This window comes from Carnobacterium sp. CS13 (assembly GCF_016653495.1).
Taxonomy (GTDB): domain Bacteria; phylum Bacillota; class Bacilli; order Lactobacillales; family Carnobacteriaceae; genus Carnobacterium_A; species Carnobacterium_A antarcticum.
This window is the reverse complement of record NZ_CP067364.1, coordinates 431299-449864: the sequence shown is the minus strand read 5'-3', so window position 1 is coordinate 449864 and position 18566 is coordinate 431299. Positions and strand designations below refer to the sequence as shown.

Sequence of the window (18566 nt, the reverse complement as noted above, 5' to 3'; positions counted from 1 at the left end):
CCATCTCACAATCTAACTTTCAACTATAAAGGTTAAATCCTTATGAAACATCCGATTTTTTCTATATATGACGTTTTTTTGTCTTTTTAGAGTTAATTTAGCTCTTAAAAGCTGAAAACAGCGAAAGTTTATCTTTTACTTCCGCTGTTCGTTCCTATTTCTGAACAAAAAATACATAGCCAGTTTCTTTTCTGATTATTATTTTTTACTTTTTATTTGGTTGTTTCGTTTAAAGCTGTTTCAATTAAATCAGTCAATTCATCTGATGTGATGTGTTCATCAAAAATAGCTTCTCCGATAAAAACAGAAGGAACAAGCACAACATTAGCCCGGCCAGCTTCTTCAATGATGCCGTTGATTTCTTCTGTATTGGGTTGATGTGTCAATCCCCGTTTCTCTTCTACATATGCGGCAACTTCTTTTAATTCTTCTAGATCGCCCCATTCATCTTGCTTGTCATAGAAATAATCCATTTCTTCCAAAGCTTTCTCTGGATTCGAATAATCCAAATAATGATGAACAACGTTTCCCTTTGCCAAGCTTGGTTTTTCTTTATCAAAGTGCTTAATGATCCGTTGGACTTTTCCAGCTGCTACATAATATGCTAGAACATCTTTTGAATCTTCATACCATTTTTTACAGAATGGACAACGTAAATTAATAAATTCAATAACTTTTACTGGTGCATCAGGATTTCCAATTTTAAATCCATAAGTGGTGCCCACTTCGCTTGCTATGATATTGCTGATATCCATCAAAACTTCCCCCTTACCATTTGTAACCAATAGTATACATGTAAAACCCATGAAATGTTATTTTCCTGTTTGCTCTTTTTTTGGTTCTATCATTTTTCATCTAATAAAAAAAGCCAAAAGCCCTAAGGCTTCCGGCTTTCATTTTTATTGTTTTAATTCTGCGCTATTTTCCATAATTTCATCGATCAAACCATACGCTTTTGCATCTTCTGCAGACATGAAGTTATCACGATCCGTATCGCGTTCAATCACTTCAATTGGTTGTCCGGTGCGTTCAGATAAAATTTTGTTTAGGCGTTCACGCGTTTTTAAAATATGACGAGCAGCGATTTCGATTTCAGTCGCTTGTCCTTGTGCTCCTCCAAGAGGTTGGTGAATCATAATTTCAGCATTTGGCAAAGCAAACCGTTTGCCTTTTGCACCAGCAGTCAACAAGAAACTTCCCATTGAAGCAGCCATTCCCATTGCAATGGTTTGAACATCTGCTTTAATGAAGTTCATGGTGTCAAAAATCGCTAGTCCTGCTGTTACGCTTCCACCTGGTGAGTTAACGTAAATAAAAATATCTTTTTCAGAATCTTGAGCATCCAAGAATAATAATTGAGCGATAACAGAGTTTGCTACATTATCATCGATTTGGCCACTCAGCATAATGATGCGGTCTTTCAATAAACGAGAATAAATATCATAAGCACGTTCGCCTCTCGGGGATTGTTCAATTACTGTAGGTACTAAATTCATATGTTGTTTCCTCCTCAAATCTTTACTTCTTTTTTATTGTAACATAAACTTTTTAAATCTTACTATGTTATAGTTTACCCCTTTGGTCAACAAAGGTCAAATAGTTTGTTTCATTTTTAAAAATAAAAAAACGATTAGATTTTTCATCTAATCGTCACAAGAATGTCCCTTGAGGACTTTAATTCCAATAGTCCATTTTCGGTTGAGTGCTTTAAACGACTGGAGAATTTTCTGCTATTTCCCTACAATATCCTTATTTTTTTCTTCAAAAGCATCTAGTAAGGCCCGCGCTTCATTTGTTGTTTCTGTTTCCATTAACTGCACTCTTAAATCACTCGCTCCGCGAATACCGCGCACATATATCTTAAAAAAGCGACGAAGAGGTCTAAACGAACGTGGTTCTTCTTCCTTAGCAGAATAATGATCAAAAAGATCCAAATGCAATCTGAATAAGTCCAGCAATTCTTTGCTGCTATGTTCTTTCGGCTCTTTTTCAAATGCATAAGGGTTGTGAAAAACACCTCTTCCGATCATAACTCCATCCACACCATATTCCTCAACTAGTTTCAAACCTGTTTCACGATCTGGAATGTCTCCATTAATCGTCAAAAGGGTCTGCGGTGCAATCTCGTCACGCAATTTTTTGATCTCTGAAATCAGTTCCCAATGAGCATTCCCTTTACTCATTTCTTTTCGTGTGCGCAAATGGATAGAAAGATTAGCAATATCTTGTTCCAAAACATGTGTCAGCCAATCGCGCCATTCATCGATGTTTGTATATCCAAGCCGAGTCTTGACACTTACCGGCAATCCTCCTGCTTTTGCTGCTTGGATTAAATCTGCAGCAACTTGGGAACGGCGGATAAGGCCGCTGCCTTTCCCTTTTCCTGCTACATTGGGGACTGGACAACCCATATTGATATCGATTCCGCTGAAACCTTCTTCGGCCATGCCGATACTCATTTTCCGGAAGTATTCGGGTTCATCTCCCCATATATGAGCGACCATGGGCTGTTCATCTTCCGTAAACGTTAACCGTCCACGAACACTATTACGTCCTTCGGGATGACAATAGCTAACGGTATTTGTAAACTCTGTAAAAAACACATCCGGTCTGCCAGCTTCACTCACTACATGCCGAAACACAACATCCGTCACATCTTCCATTGGTGCCAATATAAAAAACGGCCGCGGCAAATCTTGCCAAAAATTCTCTTTCATCTTCAATAACCGATCCTTCCGTAACGGGATACCAGGTCATACCTTCATCCCAAATTAAAACCGCATAAACTGTTTAACATCTCAATGGTAATTTTTCAACATCTGGAATTATACCTCTATTTGTGAAATCAGTCCACTTCGGTTTATCTAGTTGCTCTACCTTTTATTTCCGCTTCTTTCAAGACTTGTCTTAATAAAAAATGCTTGGTCAAATCGTGTTGACAACTCTTAAGCGAAAAATGGGTTGTCAGAGAGAACCTTCCTATCTAACAACGTGCCCTCCTCTTTAAAGACGATAATAAGATAGTGCTAGTCTATAAGAGGCAATCTTTTCACTTACCAAGACCACTATGATAGAACTTAATAAAAAAGATCCGAAAATCGTAAGTATTTTTACGAAATCCGGGTCTGAACCGTGCCTGTTTAGTTTAGTTAGCGGCTGGTTTTTCTAAAGCCTTTCAAACCATCCGACAAATTTAATCGGACGTAACAGAACGTGCTATATGCCCCCTGAGGGAATCGAACCCCCATTTCAAGAATCGGAATCTTACGTGATATCCATTACACTAAGGGGACTTCTTAAAATTACCAACTATTACAGTGTATCTGATAACTGGTAAAAAAACAAGGCATTTTTACGGGTCATAAGATTCGACTAGCCCTTTATGTTATAATAAAGTCAGAAAAAAAAGGTTTTTAACAAGGAGGTCACCGCATGAATTTCGAACAATCCTTTACACAGCAACAAAACCAAGTTCAAAAAATGGCTATGACTCAACAACTCCAACAATCCATTCAAATGCTGCAATACAATCAAGAAGATTTATTAACTTTTTTAAACCAGAAAGCTTTGGGAAATCCTTTAATTGAAATTACTTCTCCACAAGAGCGCCCAGCTGAGAAATTGTCAGCTGCTGATTATGCGAGTACGATACCCCATAACCGAGACGATGAAGAATTAAACTTTATGAATCAAATTCCGGATACTTATTTATCTTTATTCGAATACCTGACTGAACAAATCCATTTAACGATGAGAGAAACTTATCTAAGAGAATTGGTGTTGTGGTTAACAGAATACTTAGATACCAATGGTTACTTGACGATTTCATTAGAAGAAGCTGCTCAGTTAACGCAAGCACAAGAATTGCAGCTCTTAGACGCCTTGACTTTGCTTCAACAATTGGAGCCAGCAGGCGTAGGCGCCAGAAACTTACAGGAATGTTTGCTGCTTCAAATAGAGCGTGATGAAACAGCTCCTAATATGGCTTACCTCCTCCTTGAAGAAGAATTTGAACTCTTCGCCACTCGTAAATGGAAGGAGATCACTCGTAAACTGGACATCTCATTAAATGAAATTCAAATCATCTCAGATTTTGTTCAAACCTTGTCGCCTTATCCAGGCGCTTTGTTCAATGGTGAAACTGAACAGTACCTTAAACCGGATTTATTTGTCAAAATCGAATCCGATGATTTAAAAGTTATCTCTATTAAGACAGGTTTGCCCGTTATTTCTTTTCAAAAAGATTACTACCACGATATGATGCAAGTAAAAGACCAAGACGTCACTAAGTTTATGAAAGACAAGTACGCTGAATATGAATGGCTCAAACGCAGTCTAGTACAGCGCGGAGACACGATTTTGCGAGTCGGAACGGCCATTGTCGAAAAACAAAAGAGCTTTTTCTTGATGCCGGAACACCCGATTCAGCCTCTGACTTTAAAAGATATCGCATTAGAATTGGATATTCACGAATCAACTGTCAGTCGATCGGTCAATGGAAAATATTTAGAAACGACTTTCGGCGTCTTTGAATTAAAGCACTTTTTTACAAATGCTTTAAATCTAACAAAAACAAATCAATCGCCGACAACTGAAGATCCAGCAACGGTTTCTGCTGAACAAGTCAAGCAAAAACTGACTGAGCTGATTGAAACAGAAAATAAACAAAAACCACTATCCGATCAAAAGCTAGTGGACCTTTTAACAGCAGAAGGTGTTGAGATTTCTCGAAGAACCATCGCTAAATACCGCGATGCTCTATTTATCCCACCCTCTTCTAAACGCAAACGATTCGAATAAATCGAGCAAAAAAACGCCAGATACTTTTAAAAGTGTCTGGCGTTTTTCATATGCTTTTAAATGAATTACTTTTGATTGGCGGTCATTGCATTCTGAGTACGCAATTTTTCAGCGATTTCATTTATTTTCCGCAGTCGATGATTGATACCCGATTTGCTGATTTGTCCGCTAGGAATCATTTCCCCTAATTCTTTCAAGGTAACTTCTGGTGATTTTAACCGAATCAAAGCAATTTCTTGTAACTTATCCGGCAATTTATCTAAACCCATCGTTTCTTCGATGTATTGAATACTCTCAATTTGTTTACCGGCTGCATCAATTGTTTTATTTAGATTTGCATTTTCACAGTTCACTAGGCGATTGACTGAATTGCGCATATCTCGGACGATCCGAACATCTTCAAATTTCAGCATACCGCTTGTGGCGCCTGTCAAAGCTAAAAAGTCAGCGATTTTTTCGCCCTCTTTCAAATAAGTAATGTACCCGTTGCGCCTCTCTAACGTTCGTGCATTCATTTCAAAATAATTCATCATTTGGCAAATATCGTCATTGTGTTCCGCATAGTTAGAATAAATTTCTAAATGGTAACGGCTGGTTTCAGGATTGTTGACTGACCCGCCTGCTAAAAAAGCTCCTCTTAAATACGAACGCATTTTTTGCGAACTCATCATAATTTCTTCTGGAACATGACTATGCAACGTCATGCCATCCATAATGGAAAGATCAGATAAAACTTTTTGTGTGCCTTTCTTTAACCGCACGATATAGACATTGTTTTTTTTCAACTTCATTTTCCGACGCACTAATAATTCACTTTCAACGTCAAAATGATCTTTCAATAGTACATAGATCCTTCTCGCAATAGCTGCGTTTTCTGTTTGCACGTTAAGAACAAACTTTTTATTAACTAAGTTGACTGTGCCATTCATTCGAATCAACGCTGCTAGTTCTGCCCGCGCATGTTCCCGGTGTACTTCTAATTGAGTCAATTCTTTTTTTACTTCTGAAGCATAAGACAACTTTACCGCCCCCCTTCTTCCCTTTGATCACCCTAGGTTCCCTCCGAGTCAAATAATCTTAAATTTTTGCAAAACGAACTCGGTTGCTTTCGTAAGCCAACTTGAAGAGCTCTTCTACAACTTTATCTCCATTATGAAAGACTCCTTCGTCTCTCAATTTGAGGAAGCCATTCGAGATAACACGAGGTACTTCTTCACTTAACCCCTTAAAATCATGAGCTACTTGTACTAAGTATTCATCGTACCGTTCGCGGTTCATGTAGTCTTCCGGTACGTGCTCCGTATTGACAAGTACCGTATCAATGAATTTTTTTTCTAAGTGTTTGTGTAAAACGGATACGTGATCAGCATCACTAAAGTTTTCAGTTTCGCCCAGTTGAGTCATGATATTACAAATATAAACCACTTCAGCACTTGTTTCCGTTACAGCCTTACCCAAATCCCCAATCATTAAATTGGGCAAAATGCTGGTGAATAAGCTTCCTGGTCCTAAAACTACTAAATCAGCATCGCGAATGGCCGAAAGCACTTTACGAGAGGCTTTGACTTCATGATCTTCATTGATCGGTGTTACAAAGACACGTTCAATTTTTTTGCTTTCTTTCGCGATTTTCGATTCGCCTGAAACTTGTGTTCCATCTTCAAAAATAGCATGCAAAATCAACGCTTCTTCAGCAGCAGGATAAACGTGTCCATCAACCCCCATCATTTTAGACAACAACTGAATCGCTTCAAAAATACTGCCGCGCATTTCTGCCATCGCTGCAATGATTAAGTTGCCGATAGAATGCCCAGCTAAAAAGTGGTCATTCGTATCAAAACGATATTGAAAAATGTCTTTCTGCAGGTGAGGAATATTAGACAAAGAGAGCAATACGTTACGAATATCGCCCGGCGGCACCACGTTGGCGTAATTACGCAATGAACCGCTGCTGCCTCCGTCGTCCGCTACAGTCACGATCGCTGTTACTTCTGCGTGTTTCGCTTTTAACCCTTGTAAGATAACGGGAAGGCCGGTCCCTCCCCCAATCACCACGATCTTAGGTCTTCTGCCTTTTTTTTCGTTCATCATGAGCGATTGACCGTTTCTTTCGTTTTATCTTTGTCTCGGTGGGTAATATGGACCGGGTACCCATCTGATTCAATTTTGTGACCAATCCGTTCTGATAAAGCTACTGAACGGTGTTTTCCACCTGTACAGCCGATGGCAATCGTTACATTGTTTTTTCCTTCTTTTTTATAACCAGGCAAAATACAATCCAGCAAATCTGTAAATTTGCGGTAAAACACTTCTGTTTCCGGCTGTTTCATGACGTAATCATAAACAGGTTCGTCTATGCCGGTTAAAGGCCGCAAATCATCCACATAATGCGGATTTGGTAAAAAGCGAACGTCCATTACCACATCTGCGTCAATTGGCAATCCGTATTTAAAACCAAATGAAATCAATTCTACTCGGAAAAGTTCAGCATCGCCTTTTTTGAACGTTGCATGTATTTCTTCTCTCAATTGACGTGGTGAAAGATCAGTAGTATTGATTACTTTTTGGGCACGTCCTTTAATGTCTTTCAATAGTTCGCGTTCTTTTTTGATACCTTCTAAAACACGATCGTTCATTGCTAATGGATGTGTCCGACGAGTTTCTTTGTACCGAGAAACCAGTTCTTCATCGTTTGCTTCTAAAAATAAAATTTTTGTTGTAATAAGAGTTGTATTGTCCATACTTTCTAATGCAGTCATAATTTCATCAAAAAAAGCGCGTGCGCGTAAATCGATCACTAACGCGATTTTGGTTAGTTTTCCAGATTCTCTGACTAATTCCCAAAATTTCGGCAATAAGCTTGGCGGCATGTTGTCCACACAAAAATAGCCCATATCTTCAAAACTTTGCATCGCAACTGTTTTTCCAGCGCCGCTCATTCCTGTAATAATCACCAATTGTAAATTTTCTACCATTTTTGGCACTCCCCTTTGAGGTTTCTATCTCTTAAGCCATCTTCTTATTATAACATTCCGGGCGTGTCGTGTATAGTGAAGTTTGGCTTTCTTCCTATTTTGCCATCTAAAAAAAGTGAACCAAAAGAATTAACTTTTGATTCACTTTCGCTCATTTCTATTTAAGCAGCTTTTAGTCTGCCAATAGTTCCTTGATGTCTGCTTCAAAATCAAGCAACTTCCGGTCTGTTTCTAAAGCTGAGTCGGCCTGAGTTCCGATATAAAATTTGATTTTCGGTTCTGTACCAGATGGACGAATTGCAATCCAACTGCCATCCACCATTTTATATTTCAAAACATTTGCAGCCGGCATAGCAATCGTTTCAACTACACCATTTTGATTGGTCCGTTCGCTCGTTTCAAAATCTTCTACCGTTTCTACGCCAATACCAGCGAATTCTTTAGGAGCATTTTCGCGGAATTTCGCCATCAATGCTTTGATTTTTCCAGCTCCTTCGATTCCTTCCATTGTAATAGAAATCGTTTTTTCTTTATAATGTCCAAATTCGTGGAAAATATCTTGCAAGCCGTCGTACAAAGTCTTGCCTTGTTCTTTATAATAAGCAGCGACTTCAGCAATCAGCACCAATGCTTGAATAGCATCTTTGTCGCGGACAAAAGGTTTGATCAAATAGCCGTAACTCTCTTCAAACCCAAATAAAAAGGTATGGCTATTGTCTGTTTCGTATTGTTTTATTTTTTCTGCAATGAATTTAAAGCCAGTCAATACATCAACCATACCAATTCCAAAATGTTCGGCGATGGCTGTCGGCAGCTCACTGGAAACAATCGATTTCAAAACAACACCATTAGCTGTCAGCCTTCCTGCTTCTTTCTTAGCTTTCAGTAAGTAATACAACATCAAGCTGGCGATTTGATTTCCGGTCAATACTTCATAATTGCCAACGCTTGTTTTAACAGCAATGCCTAAACGGTCTGCATCAGGATCAGTCGCGACTAAAACGTCGGCATCGATTTCTTTTCCTAAACGCAGCGCGTACTCAAAAGCACCGGGTTCTTCAGGGTTCGGCGATTTAACGGTTGAGAAATTCGGATCAGCAACAGCTTGTTCCGGCACAACTGTAATGCCTTCAAATCCAGCATTTTTTAATGCCCGTTCTCCAAGCATTTGTCCTGTTCCATGAAGCGGTGTAAAGACAAGTTTCATTTTTGTACTCATCCGGTTAACCAGCTCTGGGTTGACGGTCACTTCTTTGACTTGGTCCAGATACAATTGATCGATGTCTTCCCCGATCATTGTCAATAATCCTGAGGCTTTCAGTTCTTCTTCAGAAAGCACTTTGATGGTTAAACTGTTTTCGACACTACGGACGTACTCAGTTAACGCATCCGCTTCTTTAGGCGGCATTTGACCGCCATCTTCTCCATATACTTTGTAGCCATTATAAGCTGCTGGGTTATGGCTGGCAGTGATCATAATGCCCGCGTAAGCATTTAAGTGACGTACCGCAAAAGATAATTCCGGTGTCGGACGCAAGCTTTCAAAAACGAATGCTGGAATGCCGTGCGCTCCTAAAGTTTTCGCTGCTTCCATAGCAAATTCTGGCGATTGGTGTCTTGAATCATAAGCAATAGCTACTCCGCGTTTCTTTGCTTCTTCTCCTAAACTATCCATAAATAAAGCTAATCCTTCTGTAGCTTGTCGAACAGTGTATTGATTCATTCGGTTGATTCCTACGCCAATGATTCCCCGCATTCCTGCTGTGCCAAATTCAAGCGGCGCATAAAAAGCATCTTCTAACGTATCGGAGTCATCCTTCAAAGCTTCCAGCTCAGCTTTTAATGTTGGTTCTAACGGTTCATATGTTTTCCAAATTTCGTATGTTTGTTTCCATGTCATTTTAGATCATCCTTTACGTTTAATGATTTCGTTTTCTTAGTTGCTCTTTTAGAGTATACCATTTTTTTTATTTTCTTTCATCAAATCGCAATCAAAAAGCCAAGAAGTCCTTTGTATAGCAAAGGGCTTCCTGGCTTTTCAGACTTTATTTAATTGCTTTTTCTGCTGCTAACGTTTCATTTAACCGTTCAATATAGTGAAAAGCGTTGTCTCCGGCTATACTGCCGTCGCCTACTGCAGTCGCTACTTGACGCAAAGGCGTCAAACGAACATCTCCAACAGCGAAAATTCCTGGTACCGCAGTTTCCATGCGGCCATCTGTGATGATCCAACCTTCATCATCTGTGATGCCTAAATTTCTGAAATTAGCTGTATTCGGCAAAATCCCTACATAAATGAACGTTCCAGCTGTTTCAACTTCGCGTTCTTCTCCTGTTAAAGTGTCTTTGATTTTTACACCTTTCACAGACATGTCATCGCCATAAATCTCTTCAACCACAGCGTTCCAAATAAAATCAACTTTTTCATTGTTAAATGCTCGATCTTGTAAGATTTTTTGAGCTCTTAATTCATCACGGCGGTGAATGATCGTGACTTTCTCAGCGAATTGAGTTAAATAAGTTCCTTCTTCAACTGCTGAATCTCCGCCTCCGACGACCACTAAGTTTTTATTGCGGAAGAATGCTCCATCACAAACAGCACAGTAAGAAACGCCGCGTCCATTGTATTCACTCTCGCCAGCCACATCTAATTTGCGGTGCTCAGCCCCAGTAGCAATAATGACAGTTTTAGCTTTGTATTCTTTTTTACCGGCAATGACGGTTTTATACTCCCGTCCATCGATAATCTCTTTTACATCGCCATAAACATGTTCAGCTCCAAATTGTTTTGATCCTTCATACATTTTTTCAGAAAGATCCGGACCTGTGATGCTGTTGAATCCTGGATAGTTTTCAATTTCAGCTGTATTGATCATTTGTCCTCCCGGAACACCGCGCTCCAGCATTAATGTGCTTAAATTGGATCGAGAAGCATAGAGAGCTGCCGTCAATCCGGCTGGACCTGCTCCAATAATCATAACATCATATATTTTTTCTTCTGTTTGCATGTTAAATCTCCTTAAATTCATTTCTTACTGTCTACTTTATATCAAAAACGTCTTTTTTTCTACTTATTTGCTTACTAAATAAAAGTATTTGAACGAAATTTAAAAACCGTTCAGTTCTAGTTCAATCGTCTCTTTTAAATCCTCTGCTTCTTCTAAAAAATCGCCATCTGGTTCAAGTTCTAAATACAATACAACAAGTTCCAGTGCCGTTTCTAATTCATCAAGAAAAGCGTAGTTATTTGATTGAAAGTAATAAGCTTCTGGAAAAATATCGCCGCTTTTTTCAATCAATTCTTCTAATATGTCGATAGATTCAGTGAATTCACCTGTATGTTGATGGCAGATGGCTAACTGGCAAAGAGCAAAAACTTTTTCTTCCTCGTTTTTGCTTAATGTAGCTGCACGTAAGAGGTAAGTTTTAGCACGAGACATATCATTTTTCTGAAAAGCTTTGATTCCACGTTGAAAATAAAAATCACTGGTTGGATTAAATTGAATAATCGTAGCAGTTTTGTTTCGCCTATTTGCCATGTGCTTTCCCCGCTTTCTAGCAACTAATTTTGATAAATAAGTATACCATAACCCGCTCTTTTTTGATAGCCAAAAAAAAGAAACAGAGCACCGCTGGAAGCCGGCAGCTCTGTTTCTTTAAACCATCTTTTTTGCTTTCTTGCGGTTAATTTGTTGCTTCTGTTTTTACATCAGCAGATTTAGCATCATCATCTTCAAGTTTTTGTCCTAATTCAATAATGTACTCACGTAAAGCATCTTTAACTTCATTGTGTTTCAAACCATATTGAATGCTGGTTTTCAAGAAACCAAATTTATCGCCGACATCGTACCGCGTTCCTTTAAACTCATGCGCAAATACACGTTGAGTTTTATTCAATGTATCAATGGCATCGGTTAGTTGGATTTCTCCGCCAGCGCCTGGTTCTTGCTTTTCTAAAATTTCAAATATTTCTGGAGTCAGCAAGTAACGACCAATAATGGCTAAATCGCTTGGTGCGTCTTCCGGGTTTGGTTTTTCCACAAAACGGCGTACATTATAAGTCGTTTCATCGACTTGAGCTTCTGGATCAATGATTCCGTATTTAGAAGTATCTTCATGAGGCACTTTCATCACGGCAATGTTTGAAGCGTGGGTTTTGTCATAACCGTTGATCAATTGTTTTGTCAAAGGCACTTCATCTTCCATCAAGTCATCGCCCAGCATGACTACAAAAGGTTCATTTCCTACAAAAGCTTTTGCTTGTAAGACAGCATGTCCCAATCCTTTTGGATAAGACTGACGAACAAAGAACAAGTTTAAGCCGGTCGTTTCTTCAACCAATTCCAATAAAGCTAATTTATCTTTTGCTTTAAGGTTTTCTTCTAATTCAGGATTCGAGTCAAAGTGGTCTTCGATCGGTCGTTTGCTTTTTCCGGTAACGATCAAAATATCTTCAATTCCTGAATTGATGGCTTCTTCTACAATAAATTGAATCGTTGGTTTGTCTACGATCGGCAGCATTTCTTTTGCCATTGCTTTTGTTGCTGGTAAAAATCGTGTTCCTAAACCTGCAGCCGGGATGACTGCTTTACGTACTTTTTGCATATTTTTAATTCCTCCAATACGATAATAGCTTTTGGTCTTTAGTGACCTTCCGATTTTCCGCCTCGTGTCATCAAAGACACTACAGCTTCTTTTACATCTGCTTCATTATACAACACTTTATAAATTGCTGCAGTAATCGGCATCTCGATACCTTTTTCTTGAGCCAATTCATAAGCGGCTTTAGTGGTTGAGATTCCTTCAACAACCATTTCCATCTTATCTAGAACTTCTGCTACTGTTTTTCCTTGCCCTAGCAAATTGCCAGCTTGCCAGTTTCTTGAATGGATACTGGTGCAAGTGACGATCAAATCTCCAACCCCGCTGAGCCCTAAGAATGTAATGGGGTCTGCCCCAAAAGCTACTCCTAATCGGCTGATTTCAGCTAGCCCTCGTGTCATCAAAGCGGCCTTAGCATTGTCTCCATAGCCTAAACCGTGAAGTGCCCCAGCTCCCACAGCAATAATGTTTTTTAATGCTGCCCCTAGTTCCACTCCAACAATATCTTGATTGGTGTACACTCTAAAATAATCATTCATAAAGAGATCTTGTACAAATTCAGCCGATTCTTGATGGGTTGAAGCGGCTGTAATAGTGGTCAAATCTTTGACAGCTACTTCTTCAGCATGACTGGGACCAGATAAAGCTACAACAGCTGTGCGCTTATCAGTCGGAATTTCTTCTTCTAAAATAATGGAAATCCGTTTGTGCGTTTCTTGTTCTAATCCTTTACTAGCATGAATGATGATGGTCGGTTTTGTTAAATAAGCCGCTACATTTCGTGCTACTTCACGTATCGCTTTTGTGGGAACAACAAACAACACTGCATCTGCTTCTTCAAGCACCGATGCCAGATCTTGATACGCTTTGATTCGTTTCGAAAGGATCGTTTTAGGTAAGTACGCTTTATTCGTGTGTTGCTGATTGATTTCTGCTACTTGGCTCGCTTTATGGCTCCACAAACGAACCTCATGTCCATTTTCTTCAAGAACCATCGCTAAGGCCGTTCCCCAAGAACCTGCCCCGAGCACAGCAATTTTTTTTGCCATTGTTTTCCTATCTCCTTTACCTTCAGCTCTTTTCATTACCAACGAGCTGATGAGTCAAAACCAGTTCCGTTAATTCTTCCATTGTGTGCACAATAAAAGACGGAGCATATGGTGCTATTTCTTCCAACGTTTTTTCCGACCAGCCAACAAAAACACCTGGAATTCCAGCGTTCTTTGCGGACAGAATATCATGGAAGTTATCGCCGACCATAATCGTGGTTTCTTTACGGCAATTGAGCCGTGACATCGCTACAAGAATCGGCTCCGGGTCTGGTTTAGGATGAGTGTAATCCATTCCACCTACAACGGTATCGAATAATCCATCTAATCCCAACAATTTGATGCCTTTTAACAAGGTATCGTTTCGTTTTGTTGAAACAACACCCAACTGGATCCTGTTTTGTTTCAGTAATCTCAAACTATTTTGTACGCCGTCGAACAACGTTACCAATTCATCATGGTACAGTTCGTTAAATGCCCGGTATCTAGCTATCATAGTTTCTTTTTCAGCAAAATTGATGTTGCTGTAAATCAAATCCAAAGGCGGACCATTAAAAGCCCGGACTTTTTCTGCATCGTATTCTCCAGGATAATATTCTTCTAAAACCTCTAAATGAGAACGTCTGATCAATTCGTTCGTATCGGCTAATGTTCCATCAAAATCAAATAACACTGTTTCAATTTTCACTACTAAAACTCCTTGCTGTTTTTTCAACTCTATTTTTCAGTTAGTTTTTCTTTTTCAATTGGTTCCATGCCCTCTAAGTAATAAGGCTTCGGTGGGTAATCTTGGCGCCGGATAAACCAGACAACGATTCCTCCAATAAATAAAATGACCGACAAGGCTTGTGACACACGCAGCCAATCTAACAACCATAAGCTATCGGTTCTTAATCCTTCGATAAAGAAGCGTCCCAACGAATACCATAAAACATACGTCAACGCTACCTCTCCGCGTCGCAACAAGTGTTTGCGTTGTCTCAAAACGAGGATAACAAAAAAACCTAAGAGACTCCATAGCGATTCATATAAGAAGGTTGGATGGTAATAGACACCGCTGATGTTCATTTGATTGATGATAAATTCAGGTAAATGAAGCTTTTCTAAAAAGCTAAGAGAAACTTCTCCGCCATGAGCTTCTTGGTTGATGAAGTTGCCCCAGCGGCCAATGGCTTGTGCTAACAACACATTTGGCGCTAAAATGTCCAACAACAACCAAATGGGAATACCTTTTTTCTTAGCAAACCAATAAACGGTCAATCCGCCGGCAATCAAACCGCCATAGATAGCAATCCCGCCATTCCAAATCGCTAAGATTTGATCAGGATTTTGCAGGTAATACCCCAGTTCGAATAAGACGTAATAAAGCCGGGCGCCTATAAAAGCAATCGGCAAAGCCCATAATGCTATATCAATAATACTGTCGCCTTCAAGTCCGCGCTTTTCCGCTTCTCGCATGCTTAAAAAAATGGCCACAAAAATAGCAGAAGCAATAATCACCCCATACCAATGAACTTCAAGCGGTCCTAATGAAAATGCAATCGGGTTGATTGCACTGAATAAAAAGTTCATTTTCTAATCTCCATTTCTATTAAACTTGTTCAGAATTATTTTTGATCAATTTTTCAAGATTTTTTTCGAATGTTTCGGTTGCATTATACCCCATTTTTTTCGCTCTGTAGTTCATAGCTGCGGCTTCAATGATCACTGCTAAATTACGCCCTGTTTTTACGGGGATCGAAACTAATGGAACGTCAACATTAAAGATTCGTCTCTTGCCGTCGCCGCTGCCCAAACGATCAAATTTAGTATTTTTATCCCATAATTCTAAATTGACAATTAAATTAACGGTCTTGCTCAAACGAATGGAGCCTACTCCAAATAAGTTTACAACATCAATAATTCCGATGCCGCGTATTTCAAGTAAATGCCGCAATATTTCCGGCGGTTCTCCTACGATTCGATTTTCATCCAGCATATGCAATTCTACCCGATCATCAGCTACTAAACGGTGACCTCTTTGAATCAATTCGAGTGCTGTTTCACTTTTCCCGACACCGCTGTCGCCTGTGATCATAACGCCCATTCCATAAATATCGATCAAAACCCCATGAACGGACATGCGTTCAGCTAAGCGTTCTTCTAGAAAATTTGTCACATTACTGGCTAAACGAGTCGTTGAATGTGATGAAGACAGCAATGGAATTTCTTTTTCCACAGTAGCTTGAATCAACTCATCTGGCAACGTTAAATTACGTGAAACTAAAAACGCAGGAGTATTCGGTTGGCACATCCGCCGAAAGACCATCAATCGTTCATCGCTTGACATGCGTTCGGAAAATGAAATTTCCGTTCTTCCAAATAATTGGATTCGTTCTTGCGGGTAATAATTAAAGTAACCCGTCAATTCTAACCCTGGTCTTGAAAGATCATTGGTTACGATCGAACGTCCTAAGAATTCCTCTCCATTATGTACTTTTAAATCAAGAGCATCCACTAATTCCTTTACGGTTACACTATTAGTCATCTTCTATTCTCCTCTGCATTCAACGAATTGGTTGTGCTTTTATTTCTTTGAATACCTTCTTTTCAGCTTTCTAAGTTCATTGCTTATGCTCTCCAGTTTACCATTTTAGGTGGCATGAATAAAGGATATCGCTGCAATTCCAATTAAAAAAAGAAAATACCTCTGTTTCTGGCTGAATGCCTTTTCAGAAGTACGTTTTATCTATCCTAATAAAAAAAGGCGCGGCTTTATACCCACGCCTTACTGCTCTTTAATTGTTGCTTGCCTATCTTCGATTGTCTGACGTAATGCGACTGCTGATCAGTGTATTAGCCAGCGACATTAAAATGGCTACCCAAATCGCTGTTCCAAATGTTCTGAACTGGAAACCTGAACCAACGATCGCTGCCGTCAAACTTAACATTCCCGCATTGATAATGATGCTAAACAATCCTAACGTAAGGATCGTTATCGGCAAGGACAGTAAAACTAAGATAGGCTTTACTGCCATATTCAGTAATGCCAGTACTAAACTAGCACCTAAAGCAATCCAAATGTTCTCCACATAAAAGGAGTTTTGGAAAAAGCCTGATAACGCTAGAAATAATAGAGCATTAACGATAACTCCTTGCCACAGTTTCATTAAAAGTCACTCCAATCATCATCGGTCACTTTTTCGGCTTCTTTAACTTTTTCAGCTTCTTTACGGGGTCTTTTGTTTGGTGTATGGAAATCTTTAAATTTTCCTGATCCCGGTGCTTCCGGAATGACTATCGCTAAAAGGATATACAAAATAATCGGCGAACCAAACCCGAAAAAGATAGCAATCGCGTAAAGGATACGCAAAATACTTGGATCAAAGCCAAAATATTCAGCTATTCCTGCTAAGACACCGCTGACCATTTTATTTTCTCTTGATTTTGTTAATTTTTTCATCTCTTTTCACCTCTTTATATTGGTATTAGTTTACTGAGAAATGCGGCTTACGTCAACATTTCTCCATCACTTTTTGCTTTTTTATTCAGTATCTTTCAATAAGATATTTCCGGTTGTTGTACTAACGATCAAGGTAACCGGTGCACTTTCTAAATAACGTCTGAATTCAGACAATTGGTTTGTGCGGTCTTTCTTTTCTTTCACGATTTCGATATTTTCCATCCGGTTTTGAATCGTGCCTAAATTGCTTTTGGCATTTCCTTCTACACTCAACTCTTTTGGCAATGAAACTTTTACAGTACCGTTGACTGATGTAGCCTCTAAGCGTTTCAATTCTTCTCCCGAAATCGTTACTTTTACAGTGCCGTTAACCGTTGATAAATTCGCTCCTTGGATATCGCCTCGTGTGACGATTCCGCCATTGATGCTGTTGACCACAAGATCACGGATTTTGCTATCGATAACTGTAACCGTACCATTTACACCTTCTGTTTCCAGCATCGTTGCCGTTACTTTCTCAAAAAACATATTGCCATTCGTGCATTTGACATAAATGTCTTTGCCTTCGAACGCTTCGAACTTCACATTTCCATTCAATAACTTAATAGCCGAATGATCATACATTCTTTCAGGAAGATAGAAAACAACATCGCAACGAATGCGTTTGTTCGGCACATGGAACAAGACTTTTTCTTCTGAAACTTCTACTGTACTGCGTTTTAAGAAAGCTTCAAATGGGCTGTCAGAATCGATTTTGCCATAAATCTTGATATCTGTTTCAATTTTAATGTCTTCGCTGTCCCAGTTTTTAAAAAGAACGTCGCCATTGGCCACTTTGACATCAAGAATCGTCGCTGTGCTAGCCGGGTAATTGAATTCGTGTGTCAGTTTTGTAGCAGCTAGACCTGGTACACGAATGTTCACATCTTTCCAATCCATATTGTCCATCACTGTTGAAAAAGTATTTTTCATTAATTTGCCAAATTGGTTCCCGACTTCGGACATCTTCCCGCCTACTTGATTAAGCGTTTCGTTAGCGGCATCTTTCCAATCGTCTGGAATTTCAAATTTATCTGTGATTTGTTTCTTTTGAGTTCCCCATTGTTTTTGTCTAACGGTGCGCAGCTTTTCATTTAACGCTGCTTTGTCTTCTTTAAGATCGTTCAATTGTGCTTCAAGTTCTTCGATTTCTTGGCTTAATTTTTTTAATTCCGGTTCTTTTTCTGAATCCAATTCATCTAAATCTTCCATTGTTTCCAGCACCATCAGTTTTTCTTCTGCTCGCTTCAATTGAAGGTCAAGGTCGGTAATCTCTGCGTTTTTCACATCTAATTGAGCAGAATAACGAGAGGCTTCATTAGCCAGTTCTTCCAAAATAGCTTCTAAACGAATACGGTCTTTTTCTTGTTCCGCTTCATATTGTTCTTCACCTGCTTGAAAATCTTCTTCCGCTTCAGGCGCTTCAGGTTCAATCACAGGTTCTTTTGGCGGAATCGGTTTTTGAACATTTGACTGATCTTTTTTGACAGCTTCTTTACCTTCTTTTTTGGCAATGTTTTCAAGCAAGGTCAATGCTTCTTCAGTCGAAATGATTCCTTGTTTAACTAAATCTAGGATTCTTTCTCTTTCTTTCATGGTGATATTCCTCCTTATGATATTCCATCTGCTAGCAATTTTTTAAGTGACATATTCGATAGG

At 39.2% G+C, this 18566-nt stretch carries 18 protein-coding genes and 1 tRNA gene; 1 reads left to right on the top strand and 18 read right to left on the bottom strand.

Annotated features, from left to right (window positions below; genetic code table 11):
• Nucleotides 1-212: 212 nt before the first annotated feature.
• From JHE06_RS02160 to JHE06_RS02145, 4 genes are all read right to left on the bottom strand, one after another.
• The gene (locus JHE06_RS02160) at nt 213-755 is read right to left on the bottom strand and encodes a DsbA family protein (RefSeq protein WP_058919932.1); all 543 of its coding nucleotides are present in this window, start codon (nt 753-755) and stop codon (nt 213-215) included.
• A 144-nt stretch (nt 756-899) separates the two neighbouring features.
• Nucleotides 900-1514, bottom strand: coding sequence for an ATP-dependent Clp endopeptidase proteolytic subunit ClpP (gene clpP, locus JHE06_RS02155; protein ID WP_268905522.1), 615 nt, complete (start codon nt 1512-1514; stop codon nt 900-902).
• Between the two features lie 216 nt (nt 1515-1730).
• Complete coding sequence (locus tag JHE06_RS02150) at nt 1731-2717, bottom strand: tRNA dihydrouridine synthase (RefSeq protein ID WP_201089253.1); 987 nt, start codon at nt 2715-2717, stop codon at nt 1731-1733.
• Nucleotides 2718-3221: 504 nt separating this feature from the next.
• A tRNA-Arg gene (locus JHE06_RS02145) sits at nt 3222-3293 on the bottom strand.
• Between the two features lie 139 nt (nt 3294-3432).
• On the opposite strand from JHE06_RS02145, the gene rpoN reads away from it, so the two are divergent.
• A complete protein-coding gene (rpoN, locus tag JHE06_RS02140) occupies nt 3433-4800 on the top strand; it encodes an RNA polymerase factor sigma-54 (protein ID WP_201089251.1) in 1368 nt (455 codons plus the stop codon).
• A gap of 65 nt (nt 4801-4865) precedes the next feature.
• Here rpoN and whiA read toward each other — a convergent pair whose 3' ends face one another.
• The 14 genes from whiA to liaX form a co-directional block, all read right to left on the bottom strand.
• Entirely contained in the window at nt 4866-5819 is a 954-nt protein-coding gene (gene whiA, locus JHE06_RS02135; RefSeq protein ID WP_058919928.1) for a DNA-binding protein WhiA, read from the bottom strand.
• A 58-nt stretch (nt 5820-5877) separates the two neighbouring features.
• Nucleotides 5878-6891, bottom strand: a complete 1014-nt coding sequence (locus tag JHE06_RS02130; protein ID WP_058919927.1) for a gluconeogenesis factor YvcK family protein — start codon at nt 6889-6891, stop codon at nt 5878-5880.
• Nucleotides 6888-7775 carry an RNase adapter RapZ gene (gene rapZ / locus JHE06_RS02125; protein ID WP_058919926.1) on the bottom strand — a complete coding sequence of 296 codons (888 nt, stop codon included), beginning with the start codon at nt 7773-7775 and terminating at the stop codon, nt 6888-6890. Before rapZ ends, JHE06_RS02130 begins: the two co-directional genes overlap by 4 nt.
• Before the next feature lie 172 nt (nt 7776-7947).
• Nucleotides 7948-9675, bottom strand: coding sequence for a phospho-sugar mutase (locus JHE06_RS02120; RefSeq protein WP_201089249.1), 1728 nt, complete (start codon nt 9673-9675; stop codon nt 7948-7950).
• Between the two features lie 145 nt (nt 9676-9820).
• The gene (trxB, locus tag JHE06_RS02115) at nt 9821-10783 is read right to left on the bottom strand and encodes a thioredoxin-disulfide reductase (protein ID WP_058919924.1); all 963 of its coding nucleotides are present in this window, start codon (nt 10781-10783) and stop codon (nt 9821-9823) included.
• 99 nt (nt 10784-10882) lie between these two features.
• On the bottom strand, nt 10883-11314 hold the full coding sequence (locus tag JHE06_RS02110; RefSeq protein ID WP_058919923.1) for a tetratricopeptide repeat protein: 432 nt from the start codon (nt 11312-11314) through the stop codon (nt 10883-10885).
• Between the two features lie 145 nt (nt 11315-11459).
• A complete protein-coding gene (gene galU / locus JHE06_RS02105) occupies nt 11460-12380 on the bottom strand; it encodes a UTP--glucose-1-phosphate uridylyltransferase GalU (RefSeq protein ID WP_201089247.1) in 921 nt (306 codons plus the stop codon).
• Between the two features lie 38 nt (nt 12381-12418).
• Nucleotides 12419-13426 (bottom strand): NAD(P)H-dependent glycerol-3-phosphate dehydrogenase, encoded by a 1008-nt coding sequence (locus tag JHE06_RS02100; RefSeq protein ID WP_058919921.1) that lies wholly within the window; start codon nt 13424-13426, stop codon nt 12419-12421.
• Between the two features lie 22 nt (nt 13427-13448).
• Nucleotides 13449-14114, bottom strand: coding sequence for a pyrophosphatase PpaX (ppaX, locus tag JHE06_RS02095; protein ID WP_201089245.1), 666 nt, complete (start codon nt 14112-14114; stop codon nt 13449-13451).
• 29 nt (nt 14115-14143) lie between these two features.
• Nucleotides 14144-14998 carry a prolipoprotein diacylglyceryl transferase gene (lgt, locus tag JHE06_RS02090; protein WP_058919919.1) on the bottom strand — a complete coding sequence of 285 codons (855 nt, stop codon included), beginning with the start codon at nt 14996-14998 and terminating at the stop codon, nt 14144-14146.
• A 19-nt stretch (nt 14999-15017) separates the two neighbouring features.
• Nucleotides 15018-15953, bottom strand: a complete 936-nt coding sequence (gene hprK, locus JHE06_RS02085) for an HPr(Ser) kinase/phosphatase (protein ID WP_058919918.1) — start codon at nt 15951-15953, stop codon at nt 15018-15020.
• 265 nt (nt 15954-16218) lie between these two features.
• Nucleotides 16219-16575, bottom strand: coding sequence for a phage holin family protein (locus tag JHE06_RS02080; protein ID WP_058919917.1), 357 nt, complete (start codon nt 16573-16575; stop codon nt 16219-16221).
• Nucleotides 16575-16868: a PspC domain-containing protein gene (locus JHE06_RS02075; protein WP_058919916.1), complete on the bottom strand. Its 294-nt coding sequence runs from the start codon at nt 16866-16868 to the stop codon at nt 16575-16577. Before JHE06_RS02075 ends, JHE06_RS02080 begins: the two co-directional genes overlap by 1 nt.
• A gap of 81 nt (nt 16869-16949) precedes the next feature.
• On the bottom strand, nt 16950-18503 hold the full coding sequence (gene liaX, locus JHE06_RS02070) for a daptomycin-sensing surface protein LiaX (protein ID WP_058919915.1): 1554 nt from the start codon (nt 18501-18503) through the stop codon (nt 16950-16952).
• Nucleotides 18504-18566: the final 63 nt, after the last annotated feature.

Bases quoted from the DNA above. Each gene is read 5' to 3' on its own strand.
- JHE06_RS02160 (WP_058919932.1), bottom strand. From the start codon at position 755: ATGGATATCAGCAATATCATAGCAAGCGAAGTGGGCACCACTTATGGA.
- JHE06_RS02150 (WP_201089253.1), bottom strand. From the start codon at position 2,717: ATGAAAGAGAATTTTTGGCAAGATTTGCCGCGGCCGTTTTTTATATTG.
- rpoN (WP_201089251.1), top strand. From the start codon at position 3,433: ATGAATTTCGAACAATCCTTTACACAGCAACAAAACCAAGTTCAAAAA.
- JHE06_RS02130 (WP_058919927.1), bottom strand. From the start codon at position 6,891: ATGATGAACGAAAAAAAAGGCAGAAGACCTAAGATCGTGGTGATTGGG.
- rapZ (WP_058919926.1), bottom strand. From the start codon at position 7,775: ATGGTAGAAAATTTACAATTGGTGATTATTACAGGAATGAGCGGCGCT.
- JHE06_RS02120 (WP_201089249.1), bottom strand. From the start codon at position 9,675: ATGACATGGAAACAAACATACGAAATTTGGAAAACATATGAACCGTTA.
- trxB (WP_058919924.1), bottom strand. From the start codon at position 10,783: ATGCAAACAGAAGAAAAAATATATGATGTTATGATTATTGGAGCAGGT.
- JHE06_RS02110 (WP_058919923.1), bottom strand. From the start codon at position 11,314: ATGGCAAATAGGCGAAACAAAACTGCTACGATTATTCAATTTAATCCA.
- galU (WP_201089247.1), bottom strand. From the start codon at position 12,380: ATGCAAAAAGTACGTAAAGCAGTCATCCCGGCTGCAGGTTTAGGAACA.
- JHE06_RS02100 (WP_058919921.1), bottom strand. From the start codon at position 13,426: ATGGCAAAAAAAATTGCTGTGCTCGGGGCAGGTTCTTGGGGAACGGCC.
- lgt (WP_058919919.1), bottom strand. From the start codon at position 14,998: ATGAACTTTTTATTCAGTGCAATCAACCCGATTGCATTTTCATTAGGA.
- hprK (WP_058919918.1), bottom strand. From the start codon at position 15,953: ATGACTAATAGTGTAACCGTAAAGGAATTAGTGGATGCTCTTGATTTA.
- JHE06_RS02080 (WP_058919917.1), bottom strand. From the start codon at position 16,575: ATGAAACTGTGGCAAGGAGTTATCGTTAATGCTCTATTATTTCTAGCG.
- JHE06_RS02075 (WP_058919916.1), bottom strand. From the start codon at position 16,868: ATGAAAAAATTAACAAAATCAAGAGAAAATAAAATGGTCAGCGGTGTC.
- liaX (WP_058919915.1), bottom strand. From the start codon at position 18,503: ATGAAAGAAAGAGAAAGAATCCTAGATTTAGTTAAACAAGGAATCATT.